Raw genomic sequence first — 19,138 nt, forward strand, 5'->3', positions numbered from 1 at the left:
CTAGGGGTGGGAGAAGCCGTTGATGAGCCAGGTCACGAGACCGTGGATGGTGAAGACCACCGGGGTCTGTCCGAGGTAGACCCCGAAGAGGCCGATGCAGACCGCTTCCCAGGCCCGTACGTCGCGGGAGCGGACGAGGAGAACGGCGATGATCCCGAAGATCACCGAGAACGTGAACGCCGTACCTTCGCTGATCACTTGCCGTCCCCTTCCAGCGCCGCAAGAGCGCGGTCTATGGCGGGCAGTTCGGGCGTCATGGCCGCGTACTTCATGGCCGTCGTGACCGCCTCTTCGGTCGGCGTGAGGTGGGAGCGGGCGCGGCCCCATCCGCCGTCCGGTCCGGTGCAGACCGCCACACCCTGTTCCTGCGCAGTGATCGACTGGGCGACGGCCACCGCATCCTTGTTGAGATCGCCGATGGTCATCTCTGCCGTGCCGGGGTCGTTGACCCGGTGGCAGATACGGCCGCCGAGCTGGGCCCGCAGCGCCGTGACTCCGGGGCCGAGATCGGAGCCGACCCGCTGGCCCGCGACCACCAGGTGCATGCCGAGTGCGGCACCGAGTTGGGCCAGGCGCAGGAGCAGGGTCGAGCACTGGTCCGCTTCCGCCTTGCCCTCGCGGGTGCCGTCGGAGAGATACAGCTCTGCCAGCTCATCCACGATCACCACGACCGGTACGGGCCGCAGCAGGTCCGGGAGCTCCCAGATGGAGCGGGCCCCGGCCGACCGGCAGGCAGCCATGCGCCCCTGCATGTCGACGACGAGCGCCGCCAGCACGGCGACTGCCTCACGTCGGCATGTGGTGAGCGCGCTCAATCGGCTTGAGAACAGGCCGAGTTCCATGCCGCCCTTGCAGTCGATGCCGACCAGCGCGACGGGTTGAGGGGCGAGCTGGGTGATCAGCCGTGCCAGTAGCGTGGACTTGCCTGAGCGGGTGGCCCCGGCGATGAGCCAGTGCGGCACCGTCCGCAGATCCATCACCCAGGCCCCGCCGCTCTCCAGTGCGCCGATGAGCGCGGACAACAGCGCGGCGGGAGCCGTCGCCAGGCCGGGCCGGGCCAGCGGATCACTGGCGGTTGCCGTCAGCAGCACGATGCCGCGTTCCGGCGAGGTGACGCGCACGGCATGGACCTTCCACGCGTGGGTGAGTGCGTCAGCCGCCTTCATGTACGTCGCCGGAGTCTGCCCGGCGTGCAGGCGCACGATCACCGTCAGGCCCATGCGGGTAGCGCGCGGGAAGGAGAGGCGCGGAGCCACCGGCCGCAGGGGATCGCCTTTCACGACCAGGTCCCCAACCAGCCCACGGGGCGGACGCCGGGACACGGCAAGGTCGTTGAGCATCGCGACCCTGCGCCAGGTGGCCAGCACCCGCAACGCGGTGGCCGGGTAGCCCGTCACGTACCAGTGCCAGGCCGGACGCCGTCGAAGCCGGGCACGTCGCCGATCAGACGCACTCCGTCGGCGTGCAGTTGTACGCGCACAAGGCACGTGCCGCCGCGCGCATGGGCAACGCCCGCTTGGTCCGCGACTCGCTGGACGCCGGACGCGCGAGGCTGGACCGCCTACCGCGGCCGGACCACCCTGAGCACCACTTCATCATCGACCCCGATAAGTGGGACTTCTATGAGATGGACGCCTATCGCCTACTCGGCGATGACGAGCGCGCCGCCACCCATGCCCGGTCAGTGATCCGCATCAGTACAGGCCCTAGCGGGACCGAGATCTCACCGATGCGAGCGGCGGAAGCCCGCCTCACCCTAGGGGTCGCGGCCGCCCGCACAGGAGACATAGAGGAGGCCGTGGGTATGGGCACCACAGTACTTCAGGCCGACCGGAAGTCGCTTCCGTCTCTACTCCTGGTGGCTAACGAGCTAGACAAGGAACTCCGTTCCCGTTACCCACGCGAGGCTGCCACGCGTGACTTCCACGAACGGATCTTGAGCATCACGCGCGGCACCACCACGCCGGAGCTTCCCTTCTGACGGACGACGCCGCGACCCAAGCAGCCATACAGGCAACGAGCGCCTTTCTACGCCCCCAAGACCCTTCTTCAGCCGGCTCGCTGTACCGGAATCTCTTGATCGGGGAACCCATGACTCAGATGAGACTCGACCATTGCCACAGCCTCATCCATGAGCTCGCGAGATCGCGTAAACAGCTCCCAGGCGTCTTCCGCACGTTTGGCCAGGTCCTCAGAAATCCGCGGAATCCGAATGTCTTCCACATCCCACGGGTTTAGATGATCAATAACGGAACCGAAAGACAGGGCGTTAATCTGAATCCTCGTCTGCCGTGCTGCAATGGCTAGCCACACCGCACCTGGCGACACTCCGGCACGGGGAACGATTCTCATTACGTCATTACTCGCCAACCAGCCACTACGGCCGCGAGTCACCAGAGAGGCGGACCCTTGCCGCCCCTCGGAGCGACCGACAGCCCCGAAAATCGTCATTCCCTCTTCCAGCTCATAGACGGAAGCTTCTTTGAAGGACCTGTCTGCCACGCGCCTCAAGTTGATGGGATCCAACTGCAGGAGTTGACGGCCAGAAAGAATAGGCCTGCCATTCGCCCCACTTACATAATACCGCTTGTACCTAACAGGAAGAACAGCCCGAGCAATGTCACCGCACCGAACCGACCGATCAGACAGTGCAGCCTTCCTGGCCTTCCTCACAGAAGGGTGATGGAATGCAGCATCTAGTCTATTATCAAGGTCCCGGGAACTACTAGTCCAATGCTTAAATCCTGAACTTTCGCTTTCCGCGATCGGGAACATTGAATCAACTTCACTGAACAGAGAAAGCATGCTTGATCTGGCTAGATCTGCTGCTTTAACGCTGTCCCTGACAAGACCACTCACCTTTTCGCGCCATGGGTCCTCAATGAACGCAATTGGCACGGAAGAGATATCACCCGTCGTGACGTGGTCGATGACAGAACCACTCTTTCCCCGACGGATGAGCGCCTGACCTGTAGGTGTCTTCAGGTAGGCCAATACGTAGAATCGCGTCTGGACATCATCCACGTTAATGCGAATCATGTCATGACTCAGTGCGAAGTTGGAGATGTAGCTATCGGCGTACGCGACTGGGCCTAGATTCCGTCCTGAGCACGTCTGCAGGATTGTCCCTTCGGCCGGGACCAATCGGGCGACATCGCGATTTCGCTCCCTCGAAAGTCGATCTTTCGGGACAGGGGTGAAATCAAATACATCGTACGGCCTGAGGTACGGCACGCCATCTTCTTCTGGTGCAGCATAGGCCCGCGCGAAACGCGGCGGGTCCCAGACCGTGGCGATACTTTCGAGTGATACAACGCGTTTGCCGCTTGCTTCGAGCAGTGAAATTTTCTCACTAGCAGCGACCCCTGGCGAGGTGAAAAAATGCGCGTCCAACCTGTCGTTCAAAAACGCAGAACGAGATCGAACATGGGTGATTTTCATCGCTGCTCACTCAGCCAAGCAAGATAGGCGCGGGCAACATCAGGCAAGTCGTCATCGACTAGACGTTCTTCTACTTCAAGCGTCTTCAGAACTTCTTCACCTGTGCTTTGGTCGATCTCCGAGATCGTTTCCTGGCGCGTGACAAGCACGTCATCACCAGCCTCCGTTCTGCGGAAGATCGTGTTTCCCCGCTTGTCATGACCAATTTGATCTGTAGTGGCCATGAAAATCGGATACTCCAGCTCCCCGCGTTGTGCTGCCTCTTTCTCCTCCTTATCGAGGCGGCGTGCAATTACCATCGACGTCTGCGTGTCATTCTTCGGCTGGAATAGTTCGCGCGCCATGTCAGTCACTGCAAGGATCTGCGTGTTCTGCAGTAGCCACGTACGCACATATCCGAGAGCGGGATTGTTCAGAATCCCATTTGGGATGACGATGGCAAATCGACCAGTCCCAGGTTTGAGGAGTTGAACGCATCGCTCAATGAAGAGGATTTCGGGCGGCTGGTTCTTCTGCAAGGAGGCGCGACCATTCTGGTCGATTCGCCGGACCCACGAACCGTCGTCCTGCCTGTCCCACATCGAGGCAAGTTCATATTGCTCAAGAATTTCCTCATCATCAATGAGGATGTTAGCGCCGAATGGAGGGTTGGCCACTATCACATCGTAAGATCCCAGGCGGACCCTGCGTTCAGTTTCAGCGTCCCACGTACGGGGATTCGCCAGACTGTTCGCCTGCCATAGGCCACCAGAGCCATCGTTATTCATGACCATGTTCATCTTGGCGGCGCGCACGAGACCCGGATTTAGGTCGAGCCCATATACGCACTGCGAGAGATATTCATTCCGCGCCCGATACAGTTCCTGGCGCTCCTCATCGGTACCACGGCTAGGATCGATCCAGTTTGCCCGCTCTGCGCTTTCAATATGTTCGAGGGCGTGATTCATTGCCGTAATAAGGAAGCCGCCGGTACCACACGAAGGGTCGATTAGCCTCTGGTCAGGTTGCGGATTCAGCATCGTGACTGCCATCCGGCACGCATTACGCGGCGTGAAGAACTCTCCTCGGTCACCCCGCAGGTTAGAGCCAACAATTTCTTCGTAGGCTACGCCCTTTACGTCGACAGGGGAGGCGAGAAGCGAATAACCTTGCAGCTGACTCACGACGAAAGCGACAACCGTCGGCTTCAGATCGATCGTCGTGTCCGCTGGCGGAAAGATGGCACCGTACTTGCTAAGCACCTTTTCGTTAAATACTTTCTGAATCCGTGTCTTCACGGATGCAGCCGTTGTCGCGTTGGCCCGTTCAGATGCCGAGACGTAAAAGTCGAGGCGCTTTGAGCGCTCATCTTCAATCTTGCAAAAGATGATTTTCAAGAGTTCCCAGAAGGCTTCCGCCTTCTGCTTTCCCTCGGTGCCCGCAATGTAGTTATGACACCTCCTGAATGCGAAGAGTAGGTTGTCTGCTGTGGCAGGCTTAAGATCTTTTCTACTCGGCCTCTGAGCTTCTGCCTCAGTTTGCCCAAAGGCCGGAATGTCGATGATCTCTTCGAAAGAGAATCCACCTGCGTTGTCAGTTCGCTTGGCGATGCAATACTGCTCATCCCCGTTGGTCCAGAGACCATACTTCGCATTTAGACTTGCCGCCAAGTAACTGCGGAGCTGCTCAACCCCTTCCTTTTTATTAGAGGGGCTTGTTCCGGGTTTCTTGGTTTCTACAATCAAATAGATATTTTCCTGCTTGTGCTCAGCGCCAGGCAGGAATACCGCGACGTCAACACGTCGCCGCGAGGAGCCAACTCGCACTGGGTACTCGGGCTCGCAGTCGCTAGCGACGTACTTGTACTGCCGAACAAGAGCCTTCTCTAGGTTCTGTCGTACGTACTCTTCGGCGGTATCACGAACGTGACGCTGCGTCAGGAAGTCGGCGACCTTACCCTCCGGGACTGCCCCCGTACGGATCGTTACCGGTGGTGCAGTAGGTGCTGACATACCGTCTGTGCGCCTTTCTTGTTGGGCTGACTCGGCAGGACTGCCACCAAGACTATGAGTATCGAGCCTGCCAACGTGGGACTTGATCGCAACGAGCAACGATCGCCACTCATCATGGTCACCCCGACACTTGTCCATATCCTGCCAGCATCATGATATCGAGCAACCGTTCGACATAGGCGGTTGGGGCACTGTACGGAGCTGGCCGCGACGACGGCAAAGGGCCGCGACGCGAGACTATTGGCCAGAGGATCAGGAAGATTCGGGCTGCGCCTTCTTCTCGCGACTGACAGGGCCAAGGGTGCGAGGTCATGCCCATCACGCATGCCCTATGTCCCCTCGCAAACGTGCCCCGCCCCGGAACGAATCCAGGTGCGGGGCACGCTCGTTACGAGCGGGGGGACGTCAGGCGGCGACAGGCACCGGCTGCCGCTCGTCGGCGGGCTCCTCGTCGTACCCGTCGAGCGGGGACGACGTGGCCTTCGCGTACTTGTCGCGGTCGAGGATGTTTTCCCGCGCCGCCACAATCAACGGTGTTGCAACTTGACCGGCGACGTTCGTGGCGGTGCGCATCATGTCCAGGATCGGGTCGATGGCGAGCAGCAGGCCCACGCCCTCCATCGGCAGGCCCAGCGTCGACAGGGTCAGGGTCAGCATGACCGTGGCGCCCGTCAGACCGGCGGTGGCGGCGGAGCCGACGACCGAGACGAAGGCGATGAGCAGGTACTCCTTGACGCCCATCTGCACGTCGAAGATCTGCGCGACGAAGATCGCGGCGATCGCCGGGTAGATCGCGGCGCAGCCGTCCATCTTCGTGGTGGCGCCGAACGGCACCGCGAAGGACGTGTACTCCTTCGGCACACCGAGGCGCTCGGTGACCTTCTGGGTGACCGGCATCGTGCCGACCGAGGAGCGCGAGACGAAGGCCAGCTGGATCGCGGGCCAGGCGCCCTTGAAGAACTGCACCGGGTTGACCTTGGCGACCGTGGAGAGCAGCAGCGGGTAGACGCCGAACATCACCAGGGCGCAGCCGACGTAGATGTCGGCGGTGAACGTCGCGTACTTGCTGATGAGGTCCCAGCCGTAGTCGGCGATGGCGAAGCCGATGAGGCCGATGGTGCCGATCGGCGAGAGCTTGATGACCCACCACAGGGCCTTCTGGAGCAGCGCGAGGACGGACTCGCTGAGGTCCAGGATCGGCTGCGCCTTGTCGCCGATCTTCAGTACGGCGATACCGGCGACGGCGGCCATGAAGACGATCTGCAGGACGTTGAGCTGGGTGAACGGCGTGACGACGTCCGTCGGGATGATGCCGGTGAGGAAGTCGAGCCAGGAGCCCGAGGTCTCCGGCTTGGCGCCGTCCTTCGGGGTGAGGCCGGTACCGGCGCCCGGGTTCGTGAGGAGGCCGATCGCGAGGCCGATGACGACCGCGATCAGCGACGTGATCATGAACCAGACGAGCGTCTGCGTGGCGAGCCGCGCGGCGTTGTTGACCTTACGCAGGTTGGTGATCGACACCAGGATGGCGAAGAAGACGAGCGGGGCGACCGCCAGCTTCAGGAGCCCGATGAAGGTGCTGCCGATCTTGTCCAGGGTGGTGACGAGCCAGGAGATGTCCTGGCTGCGGGCCAGCCAGCCGAGCAGGACGCCGAGGACCAGACCGCCGAGGATCTGCGCCCAGAACGGCAGCTTGAGGAATCTGGGTATCCGGGAGCCGGACTTCGGCTGCTCGGCCTTGTCGGCCGTGGATACGGGGGAGTTCGCGGACACGGACACACTCCGGATAAAGGCGGGGGACGTGAGGGAGCGGCGACCGCGAGGGGGTCAGACGGAACGGCCTTGACGGCGCCGCCGCATTGCGGATGTCACTTGATGCTTGTCGCTCGCGCTGTTCGCAGAGGACTCGGAGAATTCGGAGGCTCAGGTACAGCGGCGACAGGCCGCGGACATGCAGCGGCAGAGATCGACATGCAGGCGCGCCACGAGCGGAACGCTCATGGCGATGCGGTGCGCGGCTGCTGTCTTCATGTCGAACACGTTAACACTTGAACTTTGAGAACATCAAAGGTGTTGTTTGAGGTAGACGAGGCCGATCGGAGGCGAGGGACCCTCCGGGACGCAAGAAACCCCGGCCCGAAGCATGATGCTCCGGGCCGGGGTCGAGGCTTTTGTGACGAACCTTACGAGGGTGCGCAGGCCGCTGCGGCGGCTGCGACTTCGCGCGGGCGGCTGGGCCGGCTACGACTTCGCGCGGGCGGCGTCGTCGGCGACGTCCTCCATGGTGCGGTTCGCCTCCAGGTTGGCCTTGGTGCGCTCCACGCGCTCGACGACCTGGATCGACGCCCGGTCCCGCTCGCCCCGCAGCACCACGAAGCTGATGGGCGCGGAGACGACGAGGGCGAGCAGCAGCACCCACAGGAGGTTGGAGTCCCCGAGGCCCTTGGGCACGATCCCGGCGTAGACAAGTCCCCAGACCGCGAAAAAGCAGCCCACGAAGATCCCGAGGCGCATCAGCGTGTAGCGGAGCATGTCAATCCACTCTTCCGTTCCGAAATAGGCCCGAGTAGGACGAGCCACTCCAGTGAAGCATGGGAGGGGGCGCGCCCGGCAAGGGGGTGAGCCATCCCCCGCCTCCCCGCGCTCTCAGCCGAGCGGCAGCAGCATCGTGATGTCGTCGCGGTCGTCACCGGGGGCGACGCGGATCGCGCCGGGCACCCGCCCGACCTCCTTGTATCCGCAGGACTCGTAGAACCGGTCGACCCCCGTGCCGCCCCGGCAGGTGAGCCGGATCGCCTCGATGCCGTCGATCCCGCGGGCGGCGTCCGCGGCGGCGGCCATCAGGTCGCGCCCGTACCCCTTGCCCTGGTGCTCGGGGTGCACCATCACCACGTAGAGCCAGATCCAGTGCCGCATGAGGCGGTGCGTGTTGTACGCGAGGAAGGCGGTCGCGGCGACGGTGCCGTTCTCGTCGTACCCGACGAGCAGCCGGGTGTGCCCTTCGCTCAGCTGGGCCAGGCGCTTGAGCCACTCGGGCCGTATGTCCTCGACGGTCACGGGCGGTACGAAGCCGACGGCTCCGCCCGCGTTGGACACGTCGGCCCAGAGGGCGAGGACGCCGTCGCGCAGGGCGGGGTCGATCTCCGGGTCCAGCTTGAAGGTAAGCGTCATAGATCGAGGTTAACCATTACAGCGAGGACGCCTCAACCGCGTTCCGCATGCCGGACGACACGCCTGACGGCAGAGCGAGTCCCGGCCGGAACAGAGCGAGCCCCGGCCGCAGGAGAGGCCGGGGCTCGCGCACAACGCACGGCGTGCGGGTCAGACCCGCATCGCCTGCGGGGACTCCCGCAGCGAGCGGTCGGGCCCTTCGTACTCCCGGATCGACTCGTAGCGCGTGTTCCGCTCGACGGGGCGGAAGCCCGCCTCGCGGATGAGGTCGAGCAGGTCCTCGCGCGTCAGCTTGTTCGGCGTACCGAAGTTGTCCGCGTCGTGCGTGATCTTGTACTCGACGACCGAGCCGTCCATGTCGTCCGCGCCGTGCTGCAGCGCGAGCTGCGTGGTCTGGAGGCCGTGCATGACCCAGAAGACCTTGACGTGCGGGACGTTGTCGAAGAGGAGCCGCGAGACCGCGAAGGTCTTCAGTGCCTCGGCACCCGACGCCATGGTCGTGCGCGCCTGGAGGCGGTTCCTGACCTTGCCGTCCTTCATGTCCACGAAGTCGTGCTGGTAGCGCAGCGGGATGAAGACCTGGAAGCCGCCGGTCTCGTCCTGGAGCTCACGCAGGCGCAGGACGTGGTCGACGCGGTGGCGGCGCTCCTCGATGTGGCCGTACAGCATCGTGCACGGGGTCTTGAGACCCTTCTCGTGCGCGAGGCGGTGGATGCGCGACCAGTCTTCCCAGTGGGTGCGGTGGTCGACGATGTGCTGCCGCACCTCCCAGTCGAAGATCTCCGCGCCGCCGCCGGTCAGCGACTCAAGGCCCGCTTCGATCAGCTCGTCCAGGATGTCGGACGCCGACATGCCGGAGATCGTCTCGAAGTGGTGGATCTCCGTGGCCGTGAACGCCTTCAGCGACACGTTCGGGAGCGCCTTCTTGAGCTCGCTGAGCGAACGCGGGTAGTAGCGCCACGGCAGGTTCGGGTGCAGACCGTTGACGATGTGCAGCTCGGTGAGGTTCTCGCCCTCCATCGCCTTGGCGAGGCGGACGGCCTCCTCGATGCGCATCGTGTACGCGTCCTTCTCGCCCGGCTTGCGCTGGAACGAGCAGTACGCGCAGGAGGCGGTGCACACGTTCGTCATGTTGAGGTGACGGTTGACGTTGAAGTGCACGACGTCGCCGTTCTTGCGCGTGCGCACCTCGTGGGCGAGACCGCCGAGCCAGGCCAGGTCGTCCGACTCGTAGAGCGCGATGCCGTCCTCGCGGGACAGCCGCTCGCCGTCCCGGACCTTCTGCTCGAGATCGCGCTTGAGACCTGCGTCCATGCCCTCGCCCTTACCTCTCCCTACCGACCTGCCACAAACTCCCGCCAACCGTACTCCCCCACCCTTCGGGCGGGAGGGGCCCCCATAGGTGGCGCTCCGCGCCTAGGACTCCTCCTCGGGCAGCTCTCCGACCCGGTTCTCCCACTTCGTGGAGAGCACGATCGTCGTACGCGTCCTGGAGACGCCCTTCGTGCCGCTCAGCCTGCGGATCGTCTTCTCCAGGCCGTCCACGTCACTGGCGCGGACCTTGAGCATGTACGAGTCGTCGCCCGCGATGAACCAGCAGTCCTCGATCTCGTGCAGGTCCTTGAGGCGGCGTGCCACGTCCTCGTGGTCGGCGGCGTCCGAGAGGGAGATGCCGATGAGGGCGATGACGCCCAGGCCGAGCGACGCGGAGTCCACCGTCGCGCGGTAGCCGGTGATGACGCCCGCCGCTTCGAGGCGGTTGATCCGGTCCGTGACGCTCGGTCCCGAGAGGCCGACGAGGCGGCCGAGTTCGGCGTACGAGGCCCTGCCGTTCTCGCGCAGGGCCTGGATGAGCTGCCTGTCCACGGCGTCCATAGGTGCGATGCCTTTCATTATTCAGCGATACCGCGAGTCTATGTGTAGAATCTAAGGCGCAACAGGGTCTACACCCTGTGAATCTTTCAGGATCTCCGCCGATCGGCGAGGATTCTTCAAGCAAAGCTTCTTTTTCAAACACCACATCAGGAGTGAGACACCCCGTGTACTCGATCGAGATGGCCTACGCCCGGATGCGCGAGCTGCAGGACCTGGCCAACCGCTCGCGTGCCCACAAGCCCACCGCGCCCACGGCCGAGCACCGCACGAAGCACGCCGCCAAGAAGCGCTAGTCCCCCCGGGGAGCCGAGCCCGATCCGAGCTCGCCCTCCCAGCGGCGGTACAGCCGGTGCGGCACCCCTGCCGCGTCCAGCGTCCGCCCGGCGACGAAGTCCACCAGATCCTGGATGTGCGTCGCCCCCGCGTAGAACGCCGGAGAGGCGGGCAGCACGATCGCGCCCGCCTCGTCCAGCGTCACCATGTGCTTCAGCGTCTGCCCGTTGAGCGGTGTCTCACGGACGCAGACGACCAGCCGCCGGCCTTCCTTGAGCGTCACGCTCGCCGACCGCTGCAACAGATCCTTCGAGAGACCGAGCGCCACCCCGGCCACGCACGCCGTGGACGCGGGCACGATCAGCATCCCCTTGGTCGCGTACGACCCCGACGAAGGCCCGGCAGCCAGATCCCCGGCGGCCCAGTACCGCACGTCGTCCACCGGGACCTCGAACGTCCCCGGCTTCCCGTCGGCACCGCGCCCGAGCCACTGACGCAGGTCCTCCTGCCAGTGCGCGTCCCGGAATGCGATGCCCGTCTCGTCCAGGATCGTCAGTCGCGAGGCCCGCGAGACCACCAGGTCCACGCTCTCCCCCGCCGCGAGCAACGCCCGCAGCACGGCGGCGGCATACGGGGTCCCCGAGGCCCCCGACACCCCCACGATCCAAGGCTTACGCTGTGTATCTCCTGGCTTCACGCTGTGAGCCTAGACGGTCAGGCCGCGCACCAGCAGATCGAGCAGCGCGCAGACGAACAGCGCGATACCGATAAAGCCGTTGACCTGGAAGAAGGCGCGGTTGAGCCGGGAAAGGTCGTGCGGCTTCACGAGGGAGTGCTCGTACAGGAACGCGCCCGCGACGATCGCGAGGCCGAGCCAGAGGAACGGGCCCGCGCCGGTGTCGGCGGCGTACCAGACGAACAGCGCGGTGGTCACCAGGTGGCAGCCGCGCGCTCCCCAGATGGCGGCGGGGATGCCGAACCGCGCGGGCACCGACTTCACGCCCACCTCACGGTCCGTCTCCACGTCCTGGCAGGCGTAGATCAGGTCGAAGCCGCCGATCCAGACGCCGACCGCGAGGCCGAGGATGACCGCCTGCCAGGACCACTCGCCGGTGACCGCGATCCAGGCGCCGATCGGACCGATCGCCTGGGCGAGGCCGAGGATCGCCTGCGGGAAGTTCGTGAACCGCTTGCCGTACGGATAGACGACCATCGGGATCACCGCGACGGGCGCGAGCGCCAGGCACAGCGGGTTGAGCAGCGCGGCGGCGCCCAGGAACACGACGACCGCGATCAGCGCGCCGGTCCAGGCGGACTTCACCGAGACGGCGCCCGTGACGAGCTCGCGGTGCGCGGTCCTCGGGTTACGGGCGTCGATCTCCCGGTCGATGATCCGGTTCGCGGCCATGGCGAACGTCCGCAGGCCCACCATGCAGATCGTGACCAGGAGCAGCCGCCCCCAGTGGATGTTCTCGTCCAGCTGGAACATCGCGGTCAGGGCCGCGATGTAGGCGAAGGGCAGGGCGAACACCGAGTGCTCGATCATGACGAGGCGCAGGAACGCCTTGACCTTGCCGGGCGGCGCGGGCTCGGGCCCGAAGAGTTCCGGGGTCGCTGAATCAGCACTCATCTTTAGAGCCCGTACTCCTTCCAGCGGCGGTCGACCTTCGACGCCGTCTCCGGGTCGGACTCGACCATGTTCGGCCAGCCCCCGTCCCGGGTGTATCCCTCCTCGGGCAGCTTCTTCGTCGCGTCGATGCCCGCCTTGCCGCCCCAGAACTGCTGGTAGGAGGCGTGGTCGAGGTGGTCGACGGGACCTTCGGCCACCGTCAGGTCGCGCGCGTAGTCGGTGTTGCCGAGCGCGCGCCAGGACACTTCGTGCAGGTCGTGGACGTCACAGTCCTTGTCCACGACCACGATCAGTTTCGTCAGGGACATCATGTGCGCGCCCCAGATGGCGTGCATGACCTTCTGCGCGTGCTTCGGGTACTTCTTGTCGATCGAGACGATCGCGCAGTTGTGGAAGCCGCCGGACTCCGGCAGGTGGTAGTCGACGATGTCCGGGACGATCACCTTGAGCAGCGGCAGGAAGAAGCGCTCGGTGGCGCGGCCGAGGGGGCCGTCCTCCGTGGGCGGGCGGCCGACCACGATCGACTGGAGCAGCGGACGCTTCCGCATCGTCACGCAGTCGATCTTCAGCGCCGGGAAGTCCTCCTGCGGCGTGTAGAAGCCGGTGTGGTCGCCGAAGGGGCCCTCTGGGAGCATCTCGCCCGGCTCCAGCCAGCCCTCGATGACGACCTCGGCGTGCGCGGGCACCTGGAGCGGGACCGTCTTGCAGTCGACCATCTCCACGCGCTTGCCCTGGATGAACCCGGCCAGCATGTACTCGTCCATGTCGCCGGGCAGCGGCGCGGTCGAGGCGTACGTGACGGCGGGCGGGCAGCCGAAGGCGATCGCCACGGGGAGCTTCTCGCCCCTGCGGGCGGCCACCTGGTAGTGGTTGCGGCTGTCCTTGTGGATCTGCCAGTGCATGCCGATGGTGCGCTTGTCGTGGCGCTGGAGGCGGTACAGGCCGAGGTTGCGCACCCCGGTGTCGGGGTCCTTGGTGTGGGTCAGGCCCAGGTTGAAGAAGGAGCCGCCGTCCTCGGGCCAGGTGAAGAGCGCGGGCAGCTTCTCCAGGTCGACGTCGTCGCCGGTGAGCACGACCTCCTGCACGGGCGCGTTGTCGGACTTCACCTTCTTCGGCGGTACGTGCGTCATCGCGCCGAGCTTCCCGAAGGCCTCGCGCACCCCGACGAAGCCGTGCGGCAGCTCCGGCTTGAGAAGGCCGCCGATCTTGTCGCTGATCTCGGCGTACGACTTCAGGCCGAGCGCCTTCAACAGGCGCCGGTCCGTCCCGTACACGTTCATGGCCAGGGGCATCGCCGAGCCCTTGACGTTCTCGAAGAGGAGCGCGGGGCCGCCGGACTTCTGCACCCGGTCGGTGATCTCGCCGACCTCCAGATACGGATCGACCTCGGCCTTGATGCGCTTGAGATCGCCCTCGCGCTCCAGTGCACGGAGCAGGGAGCGAAGATCGTCATAAGCCATGCGTTCCAGTATCGGTCACCGGCTACCCTGGCCCCGTCACCGGGGCCCGTACGCCGCCCTTCCTTCGTCGCTTGGGGAATCGCGCAACATGCTCAGGTATCTGCCCTTCCTGCTGGTTCTGGCCGTATGGATCTACGCCTTCATCGATGTCCTGAACACTCCGGAGAAGGAGATCAGGCATCTGCCGAAGGTGATCTGGGTCATCATCGTGCTGCTCTTCGGCGAGGTTCTCCTCGGTCCGATCGCCTGGTTCGCCACGGGCAAGGTGCGCAAGACCTCCGCCGCCGGAGGTGGTCCGCGCGCCGGGCGCGGCGGACAGTGGGTGGCACCGGACGACAACCCCGAGTTCCTCAAGTCCCTCAGGGACGAGGACCCGGACGGCAAGAAGCGGGACAAGGGCACTGACGGCTGATGGAACTACGGCTGCTCGTCACCTTCGAGAAAGTCGCGACCGTGCTCAGCTTCACGCAGGCCGCGGCCGAGCTGAAGTACGCCCAGTCAAGCGTCACCAGCCAGATCCGCTCCCTGGAGTCCTCGCTGGGCACCGAGCTCTTCGACCGGCTCGGCAGCCGCATCCGGCTCACGGACGCGGGTGAGCGCCTGCTGCCCTACGCCCGGCAGATCATCGAGCTGACGGACGAGGCGCGGGCCGCGGTCGTCGGCGCCGATGAGCCGGCCGGCGCGATCGCCGTCGGCACGATGGAGTCGCTGACCTCCTACCGGCTGCCGCCGCTGCTCGAACTCTTCCACCACCGCTACCCCGGTGTGCAGCTCTCGCTGCGCCCCACTCTGGGCGACGAGACACGCCAGGCGCTGCGGCAGGGCACGTACGACGTCGGGTTCCTCATGGAGCGGGAGACGGAGCACGCGGGCCTGGAGACCGAGGTCCTGGCCGAGGAGCCGCTGGTCCTGGTCTGCGCGCCGACCCATCCGCTGGCCGCGCACGGGGCGGACTCGCTCGCCACGGGCGATCTGGCGGCGGTGCAGCTGGTCGGCACGGAGCCCGGCTGCCCCTACCGGGATCTGTTCGAGGACGAGCTGCGGGTGCGCAACGGCGCGCCGCCGCCCTTCATGGAGTTCGGCACGATCGAGGCCACCAAGCGAGGTGTCGCCGGTGGCCTCGGGGTGGCGCTGCTGCCGCGGATGGCGGTGCGCGAGGAGCTGTCCTCGGGGGTCCTCGTCGCTCTGCCGTGGGAGCCGCCGTTCGTCCTGCACACGCAGCTCGCGTGGCGGGCGGGGAAGCGGCTTCCCTCGCATGTGCGGCTCTTCATCGAGCAGTCTGTACGGCTGGTGCGGGAGCAGACAGCGGAGACGGTGAACTAACCACTGCCCGGGGTGACTTGGCGCGGTTGACCTTCAGGCTCGCGAGGACGATCAGCGGTACGCCGAGCGCCTGGACGAGGCCGATGTGGTGTCCGTAGACGGCCCAGTCGGCGACCATCGCGACCGCCGGGTACGTGAAGGCGAGCACGGCGATCTTGGCGGTGGGCAGCTTCGCGTACGCCGCGTACATCAGGACGTACATCAGGCCGGTGTGGATGACACCGAGTCCGACCAGCCAGCCCCAGCCGGTGCCGGTGCCGCTCATCGCGCCGAAGTTCGCGAAGGGCAGCAGGAGCGGGATGCCGACGACGACCTGGATCAGGGCGATGAGGTGGGGGCGTACGCCGGTGATGCGCTTGGTGACGAGGGTGGAGAGGCCGTAGAGCAGCGCGGCCAGGAGCGCGAAGCCGATGCCGGTGAGCGAGCCGAGGCCACCGGGACGCACCCCGGAGACGAGGACGAGTCCGGCGAACGCGGTGCCGAGCCACATGAGTTGATGCTTCGTCAGCCGCTCGCGGAAGATGACCGCGCTGAGCAGCACGAGCAGGAACGGCTGCGTGTGGTAGACGACGGTGGCCAGCGAGATCGAGGTCTCCTCGTACGCCTTGAAGAGGAACACCCAGTTGAAGACGATGAACGCCCCGCCGAGCGCGGCGAGTCCGAGCTTCTTCGGGGTGATGCCGTGGCCGCGGAAGTAGCCGCGGGCGAAGGCGTAGGCGCCGAGGGCGATGGCGCCGAACAGGACACGGAAGAACACGACGTTGAAGGCCGACGCGCCCGATTCGACGACGAAGATCCCGAGGGTGCCGGAGAGCACCATCGCCGCGGTGAGTTGGGCCGTTCCCTTGTTCTCTGAGGTCATGCCAAGAAGCTACGAGCGGACGTATGCGCTGGTCCACGAGCCGGCGGGGCGTCCTGCCGATGGGGCCATCGGCGGTGGCGATGACCCCAGGCGGGAGCACGCGACGCCTGCGCACGGCAGGCGACGCACGGCAGGCGGCGTACGACGAAGGCCGGTTCCCGTGACCCGGTGACAGGTCACGCGAACCGGCCCGTGAGCCGTGCGAGAAGGCGTCAGACGCCGGCGTACGAGTGCTTGCCGGTGACGAAGATGTTCACGCCGTAGTAGTTGAACAGCCAGCAGCCGAAGGCGATCAGGGCCAGGTAGGCGGCCTTGCGGCCCTTCCAGCCCGCGGTCGCGCGCGCGTGCAGGTAGCAGGCGAAGGCGACCCAGGTGATGAAGGACCAGACCTCCTTGGGGTCCCAGCCCCAGTAGCGGCCCCACGCGTCGCCGGCCCAGATCGCGCCCGCGATGATCGTGAACGTCCACAGCGGGAAGACCGCGGCGTTCACGCGGTAGCCGAACTTGTCGAGCGAGGCCGCGGCGGGCAGCCGCTCCATGACGGAGGTGGCGAACTTGCCGGGCGTCCCGCCGCGCTCCAGCTTCGCCTCGTAGCTGTCCCTGAAGAGGTAGAGCACCGTGGCGACGCCGCCGACGTAGAAGCAGGCTCCGCAGAAGATCGCGGTGGAGACGTGGATCCACAGCCAGTACGAGTGAAGGGCGGGAACCAACTGGTCGCTGGCGGTGTACAGGACGGTGACGGCGAGACCGAGATCGAGGAGGACCGTGGTGATCAGCGGCAGGCCGAGCCAGTTGACGTTCTTCTTCAGCGCCATGAGCACGAGGTACACACCGACGGCCATGGTGGAGAACGTCAGGTTGAACTCGTACATGTTGCCCCACGGCGCCCGCTGCACCGAGAGGGCGCGGGTGAGCACACCGCCGAACTCGATGAGGAACCCGAGCACGGTGAGGGACACGGCGATACGGCCGTAGAGGTCGCCCTTCTCGTCACCGGCCGCGGCGCCGGGACCGTCCGGCACGTCACGGCGTCCGGCGGCGGAGCGCGTGACGACCTTGGGGGCGCTCTGCGGCCGCTCCAGGACGGCGGTGCCGCCCGCAGCCTTGGCGGTGACCGCGGGCGCCTTGACGGCGGCGTCGGTCTTCGCGGTGAGCGCGGAGGCCGTGCGGGCGACCTTGCTGCGGCTGCCGAGGATCCACTCGGCCATGTGCGCGAAGAAGGCCAGGAGGTAGACGGCCATCGCGGAGTACACCAGCACATTGCTGATGCTCGCGAGGTTCTCGTTCGGTTCGGCGGCGAGGGTGGTGGCGAGATTCACTTCTCAGCCCCTTCGGCAGGAACAACTTGGGGGGTGGAATCGGCATGTTCGGCATGTTGGGCGGCCGCATGCCCGGCTTGGTCTGCTTCGGGCGCGCTCGGCGCCTTCTCGTGCAGGTGCTCGGCCAGCCGGCCGAGCTCTTCGGGCAGCTTGGCGGACTCGCTGCGGCCGAGCCCGGCCATCTCTACGACGGTGACGCCGTCGGCGCCCCGGACGGCCCGCACCCACACGCGGCGGCGCTGGATGAACAGCGATCCGGCGAGGCCGACGATGGCGGAGATGGCCCCGACGAGCGCCCACATGCTGCCGGGCTGCTGGGAGATCTGGAAGGTCGCCCAGCGCTTGATGTCCTTCTCGAAGGTGATCGAGCCCGCGCCGTTGGGCAGCTTCATCGTCTCGCCGGGCACCATCCGCTGCTTCAGGAGCTCGCCCTTGGCGTCCTTGAACTTGGTCATCTTGCTGGTGTCCAGCTGGTACACGTTCTGCGGAAGACCGGAGTCCACGCCGAGGCTTCCGTGGTACGCGGACAGCGCGAGCACGGGATAGTCGAGCGCGGGGAACTGGGAGAACATGTTGCCCTGCCCGGAGCCCGCGAACGTCGGCACGAAGAAGGCGTTGAAGCCGAGCTGCTCCTTCTTGCCGTTCTTGTCGCGGTAGCCGTCGAGGACCTTGATCGCGCCGGTGGCCGTGCCGTTCGAGTCGATCGGCAGGAGCGGCGTGGACTGGCGGCTGACGACCTTGCCCTTTCCGTCCCGCACGGTGACGGTCGGCGCGTAGCCCTGGCCGATGAGGTAGACCTTCGAGCCGTCGACCTCAAGGGGCTTGTTGACCTCGATGGCCTTCTTCTTCTCGGGGCCGTCGATGCCCTCGCTGTAGGTGACGTTCGCCCGGTAGGTGCGCGCCGTGCCCTTCTCGGGGCCCTTCCTCTCGAACGTCGACTCGAAGCTGTCCAGCCTGAAGCTGAACGGCGCCAGGTCGTCGGTGTTGAAGAGGTTGCCGGACTTGAAGTTGTCGTACTGGGTGAGGGTGTTGGAGAACCCGTCCCCCTGGACGATGAGCTTGCCGCCCTCGGACTTGAACAGGGCGCCGACGGCGAAGGCCACCAGGAGCACGATCAGCGAGATGTGGAAGAAGAGGTTGCCCGCCTCACGCAGGTAGCCCTTCTCCGCGGCGACGGACGCCGGCGCGCCGCCCTTGCCGGACGCGAGGTCCGCGCGGAACCGCCGGCCCTTGAGCAGCCCCAGCGCGGCCTCGTGGACCTGCTCGGGCTCGGCCTCGGTGCGCCACGTGGTGTAGGCGGGCAGCCGGTCGAGCCGTTTGGGAGCGCCCGGCGGACGGCCGCGCAGCTGGCCGACGAACTGCCAGGTGCGGGGCACGATGCAGCCGATGAGGGAGATGAAGAGCAGGATGTAGATCGCCGAGAACCACACCGAGCTGTAGACGTCGAACAGCTGGAACTTCTCGTAGATCGGCGCGAGCGTGGTGTGCGCGGCCTTGAAGTCCTGGACCTTCAGCTCGTCGATGCTGGTCTGCGGGATCAGCGAACCCGGGATCGCGCCCAGCGAGAGCAGCAGGAGCAGGAGCAGCGCGACCCGCATCGAGGTCAGCTGCCGCCACATCCAGCGCACCCAGCCGACGGCCTCGCGGGCCGCCCAGGCGAGCCAGCCCCCGGCACCGGGCGCGCGCTTCCCGCCGAAGGAACCGGGCATCGCCCGGTCCACGGGTGCGGTGGAGAGCTGGGAGCCCGCGGCACCCAGATCGTTCTGCTCTTCAGGGGCTTCGGTCTTGCTCATGGA

General features: G+C 65.7%; 18 protein-coding genes and 1 pseudogene. 4 read left to right on the forward strand and 15 right to left on the reverse strand.

Translation table 11 applies throughout. From position 1 onward, the window contains the following. Positions 1-198 carry a hypothetical protein gene (locus IE226_RS36065; protein WP_190085703.1) on the reverse strand — a complete coding sequence of 66 codons (198 nt, stop codon included), beginning with the start codon at positions 196-198 and terminating at the stop codon, positions 1-3. Continuing rightward, positions 195-1,424 (reverse strand): annotated as a pseudogene (locus IE226_RS36070) (FtsK/SpoIIIE domain-containing protein); the annotation flags it as partial. The pseudogene IE226_RS36070 and the gene IE226_RS36065, both read right to left, overlap by 4 nt. A gap of 77 nt (positions 1,425-1,501) precedes the next feature. Here IE226_RS36070 and IE226_RS36075 point away from each other — a divergent pair. Further along, positions 1,502-1,981 (forward strand): hypothetical protein, encoded by a 480-nt coding sequence (locus IE226_RS36075; RefSeq protein WP_229871756.1) that lies wholly within the window; start codon positions 1,502-1,504, stop codon positions 1,979-1,981. Positions 1,982-2,049: 68 nt separating this feature from the next. Here the strand turns inward: IE226_RS36075 and IE226_RS36080 are convergent, their stop codons facing one another. The 7 genes from IE226_RS36080 to IE226_RS36110 form a co-directional block, all read right to left on the reverse strand. Continuing rightward, positions 2,050-3,441, reverse strand: coding sequence for a restriction endonuclease subunit S domain-containing protein (locus tag IE226_RS36080; RefSeq protein ID WP_190085705.1), 1,392 nt, complete (start codon positions 3,439-3,441; stop codon positions 2,050-2,052). Continuing rightward, complete coding sequence (locus IE226_RS36085) at positions 3,438-5,432, reverse strand: type I restriction-modification system subunit M (protein WP_190085706.1); 1,995 nt, start codon at positions 5,430-5,432, stop codon at positions 3,438-3,440. Before IE226_RS36085 ends, IE226_RS36080 begins: the two co-directional genes overlap by 4 nt. A 405-nt stretch (positions 5,433-5,837) precedes the next feature. Then, the gene (locus IE226_RS36090) at positions 5,838-7,202 is read right to left on the reverse strand and encodes a dicarboxylate/amino acid:cation symporter (protein WP_190085707.1); all 1,365 of its coding nucleotides are present in this window, start codon (positions 7,200-7,202) and stop codon (positions 5,838-5,840) included. Positions 7,203-7,670: 468 nt separating this feature from the next. After that, the gene (locus IE226_RS36095) at positions 7,671-7,961 is read right to left on the reverse strand and encodes a DUF4229 domain-containing protein (RefSeq protein ID WP_190085708.1); all 291 of its coding nucleotides are present in this window, start codon (positions 7,959-7,961) and stop codon (positions 7,671-7,673) included. Positions 7,962-8,075: 114 nt separating this feature from the next. Beyond that, positions 8,076-8,600, reverse strand: coding sequence for a GNAT family N-acetyltransferase (locus IE226_RS36100; protein ID WP_190085709.1), 525 nt, complete (start codon positions 8,598-8,600; stop codon positions 8,076-8,078). Between the two features lie 150 nt (positions 8,601-8,750). Beyond that, positions 8,751-9,914 (reverse strand): aminofutalosine synthase MqnE, encoded by a 1,164-nt coding sequence (gene mqnE / locus IE226_RS36105; RefSeq protein WP_190085710.1) that lies wholly within the window; start codon positions 9,912-9,914, stop codon positions 8,751-8,753. 102 nt (positions 9,915-10,016) lie between these two features. Next, positions 10,017-10,475 (reverse strand): Lrp/AsnC family transcriptional regulator, encoded by a 459-nt coding sequence (locus tag IE226_RS36110; protein ID WP_190085711.1) that lies wholly within the window; start codon positions 10,473-10,475, stop codon positions 10,017-10,019. A gap of 164 nt (positions 10,476-10,639) precedes the next feature. On the opposite strand from IE226_RS36110, the gene IE226_RS44945 reads away from it, so the two are divergent. Continuing rightward, positions 10,640-10,768: a hypothetical protein gene (locus tag IE226_RS44945; protein ID WP_268251307.1), complete on the forward strand. Its 129-nt coding sequence runs from the start codon at positions 10,640-10,642 to the stop codon at positions 10,766-10,768. Here IE226_RS44945 and IE226_RS36115 read toward each other — a convergent pair. From IE226_RS36115 to IE226_RS36125, 3 genes are read right to left on the reverse strand one after another with little or no spacing between them, the layout of a single operon-like run. Beyond that, positions 10,765-11,445, reverse strand: coding sequence for a UbiX family flavin prenyltransferase (locus tag IE226_RS36115; RefSeq protein WP_190085712.1), 681 nt, complete (start codon positions 11,443-11,445; stop codon positions 10,765-10,767). The genes IE226_RS44945 and IE226_RS36115 overlap by 4 nt on opposite strands. A 9-nt stretch (positions 11,446-11,454) precedes the next feature. Next, entirely contained in the window at positions 11,455-12,378 is a 924-nt protein-coding gene (gene mqnP, locus IE226_RS36120) for a menaquinone biosynthesis prenyltransferase MqnP (RefSeq protein WP_190085713.1), read from the reverse strand. 2 nt (positions 12,379-12,380) lie between these two features. Next, positions 12,381-13,838: a menaquinone biosynthesis decarboxylase gene (locus IE226_RS36125; RefSeq protein WP_190085714.1), complete on the reverse strand. Its 1,458-nt coding sequence runs from the start codon at positions 13,836-13,838 to the stop codon at positions 12,381-12,383. Between the two features lie 88 nt (positions 13,839-13,926). Between IE226_RS36125 and IE226_RS36130 the strand changes: the two genes are divergently transcribed. After that, the gene (locus IE226_RS36130) at positions 13,927-14,250 is read left to right on the forward strand and encodes a PLDc N-terminal domain-containing protein (protein WP_190085715.1); all 324 of its coding nucleotides are present in this window, start codon (positions 13,927-13,929) and stop codon (positions 14,248-14,250) included. Continuing rightward, positions 14,250-15,161, forward strand: coding sequence for a LysR family transcriptional regulator (locus IE226_RS36135; protein ID WP_190085716.1), 912 nt, complete (start codon positions 14,250-14,252; stop codon positions 15,159-15,161). The genes IE226_RS36130 and IE226_RS36135 overlap by 1 nt, the downstream gene beginning before the upstream one ends. On the opposite strand, the gene IE226_RS36140 is transcribed toward IE226_RS36135, so the two are convergent. The 3 genes from IE226_RS36140 to resB all read right to left on the reverse strand — a co-directional run bounded on the left by IE226_RS36140 (position 15,106) and on the right by resB (position 19,135). Then, entirely contained in the window at positions 15,106-16,023 is a 918-nt protein-coding gene (locus IE226_RS36140) for a DMT family transporter (protein ID WP_190085717.1), read from the reverse strand. The genes IE226_RS36135 and IE226_RS36140 overlap by 56 nt on opposite strands. Positions 16,024-16,235: 212 nt before the next feature. Beyond that, on the reverse strand, positions 16,236-17,342 hold the full coding sequence (ccsB, locus tag IE226_RS36145; RefSeq protein ID WP_190085718.1) for a c-type cytochrome biogenesis protein CcsB: 1,107 nt from the start codon (positions 17,340-17,342) through the stop codon (positions 16,236-16,238). Beyond that, positions 17,339-19,135, reverse strand: a complete 1,797-nt coding sequence (gene resB, locus IE226_RS36150) for a cytochrome c biogenesis protein ResB (RefSeq protein WP_190085719.1) — start codon at positions 19,133-19,135, stop codon at positions 17,339-17,341. Before resB ends, ccsB begins: the two co-directional genes overlap by 4 nt. Positions 19,136-19,138 lie beyond the last annotated feature (3 nt).

This window comes from Streptomyces longisporoflavus, assembly GCF_014649775.1.
Lineage (GTDB): Bacteria > Actinomycetota > Actinomycetes > Streptomycetales > Streptomycetaceae > Streptomyces > Streptomyces longisporoflavus.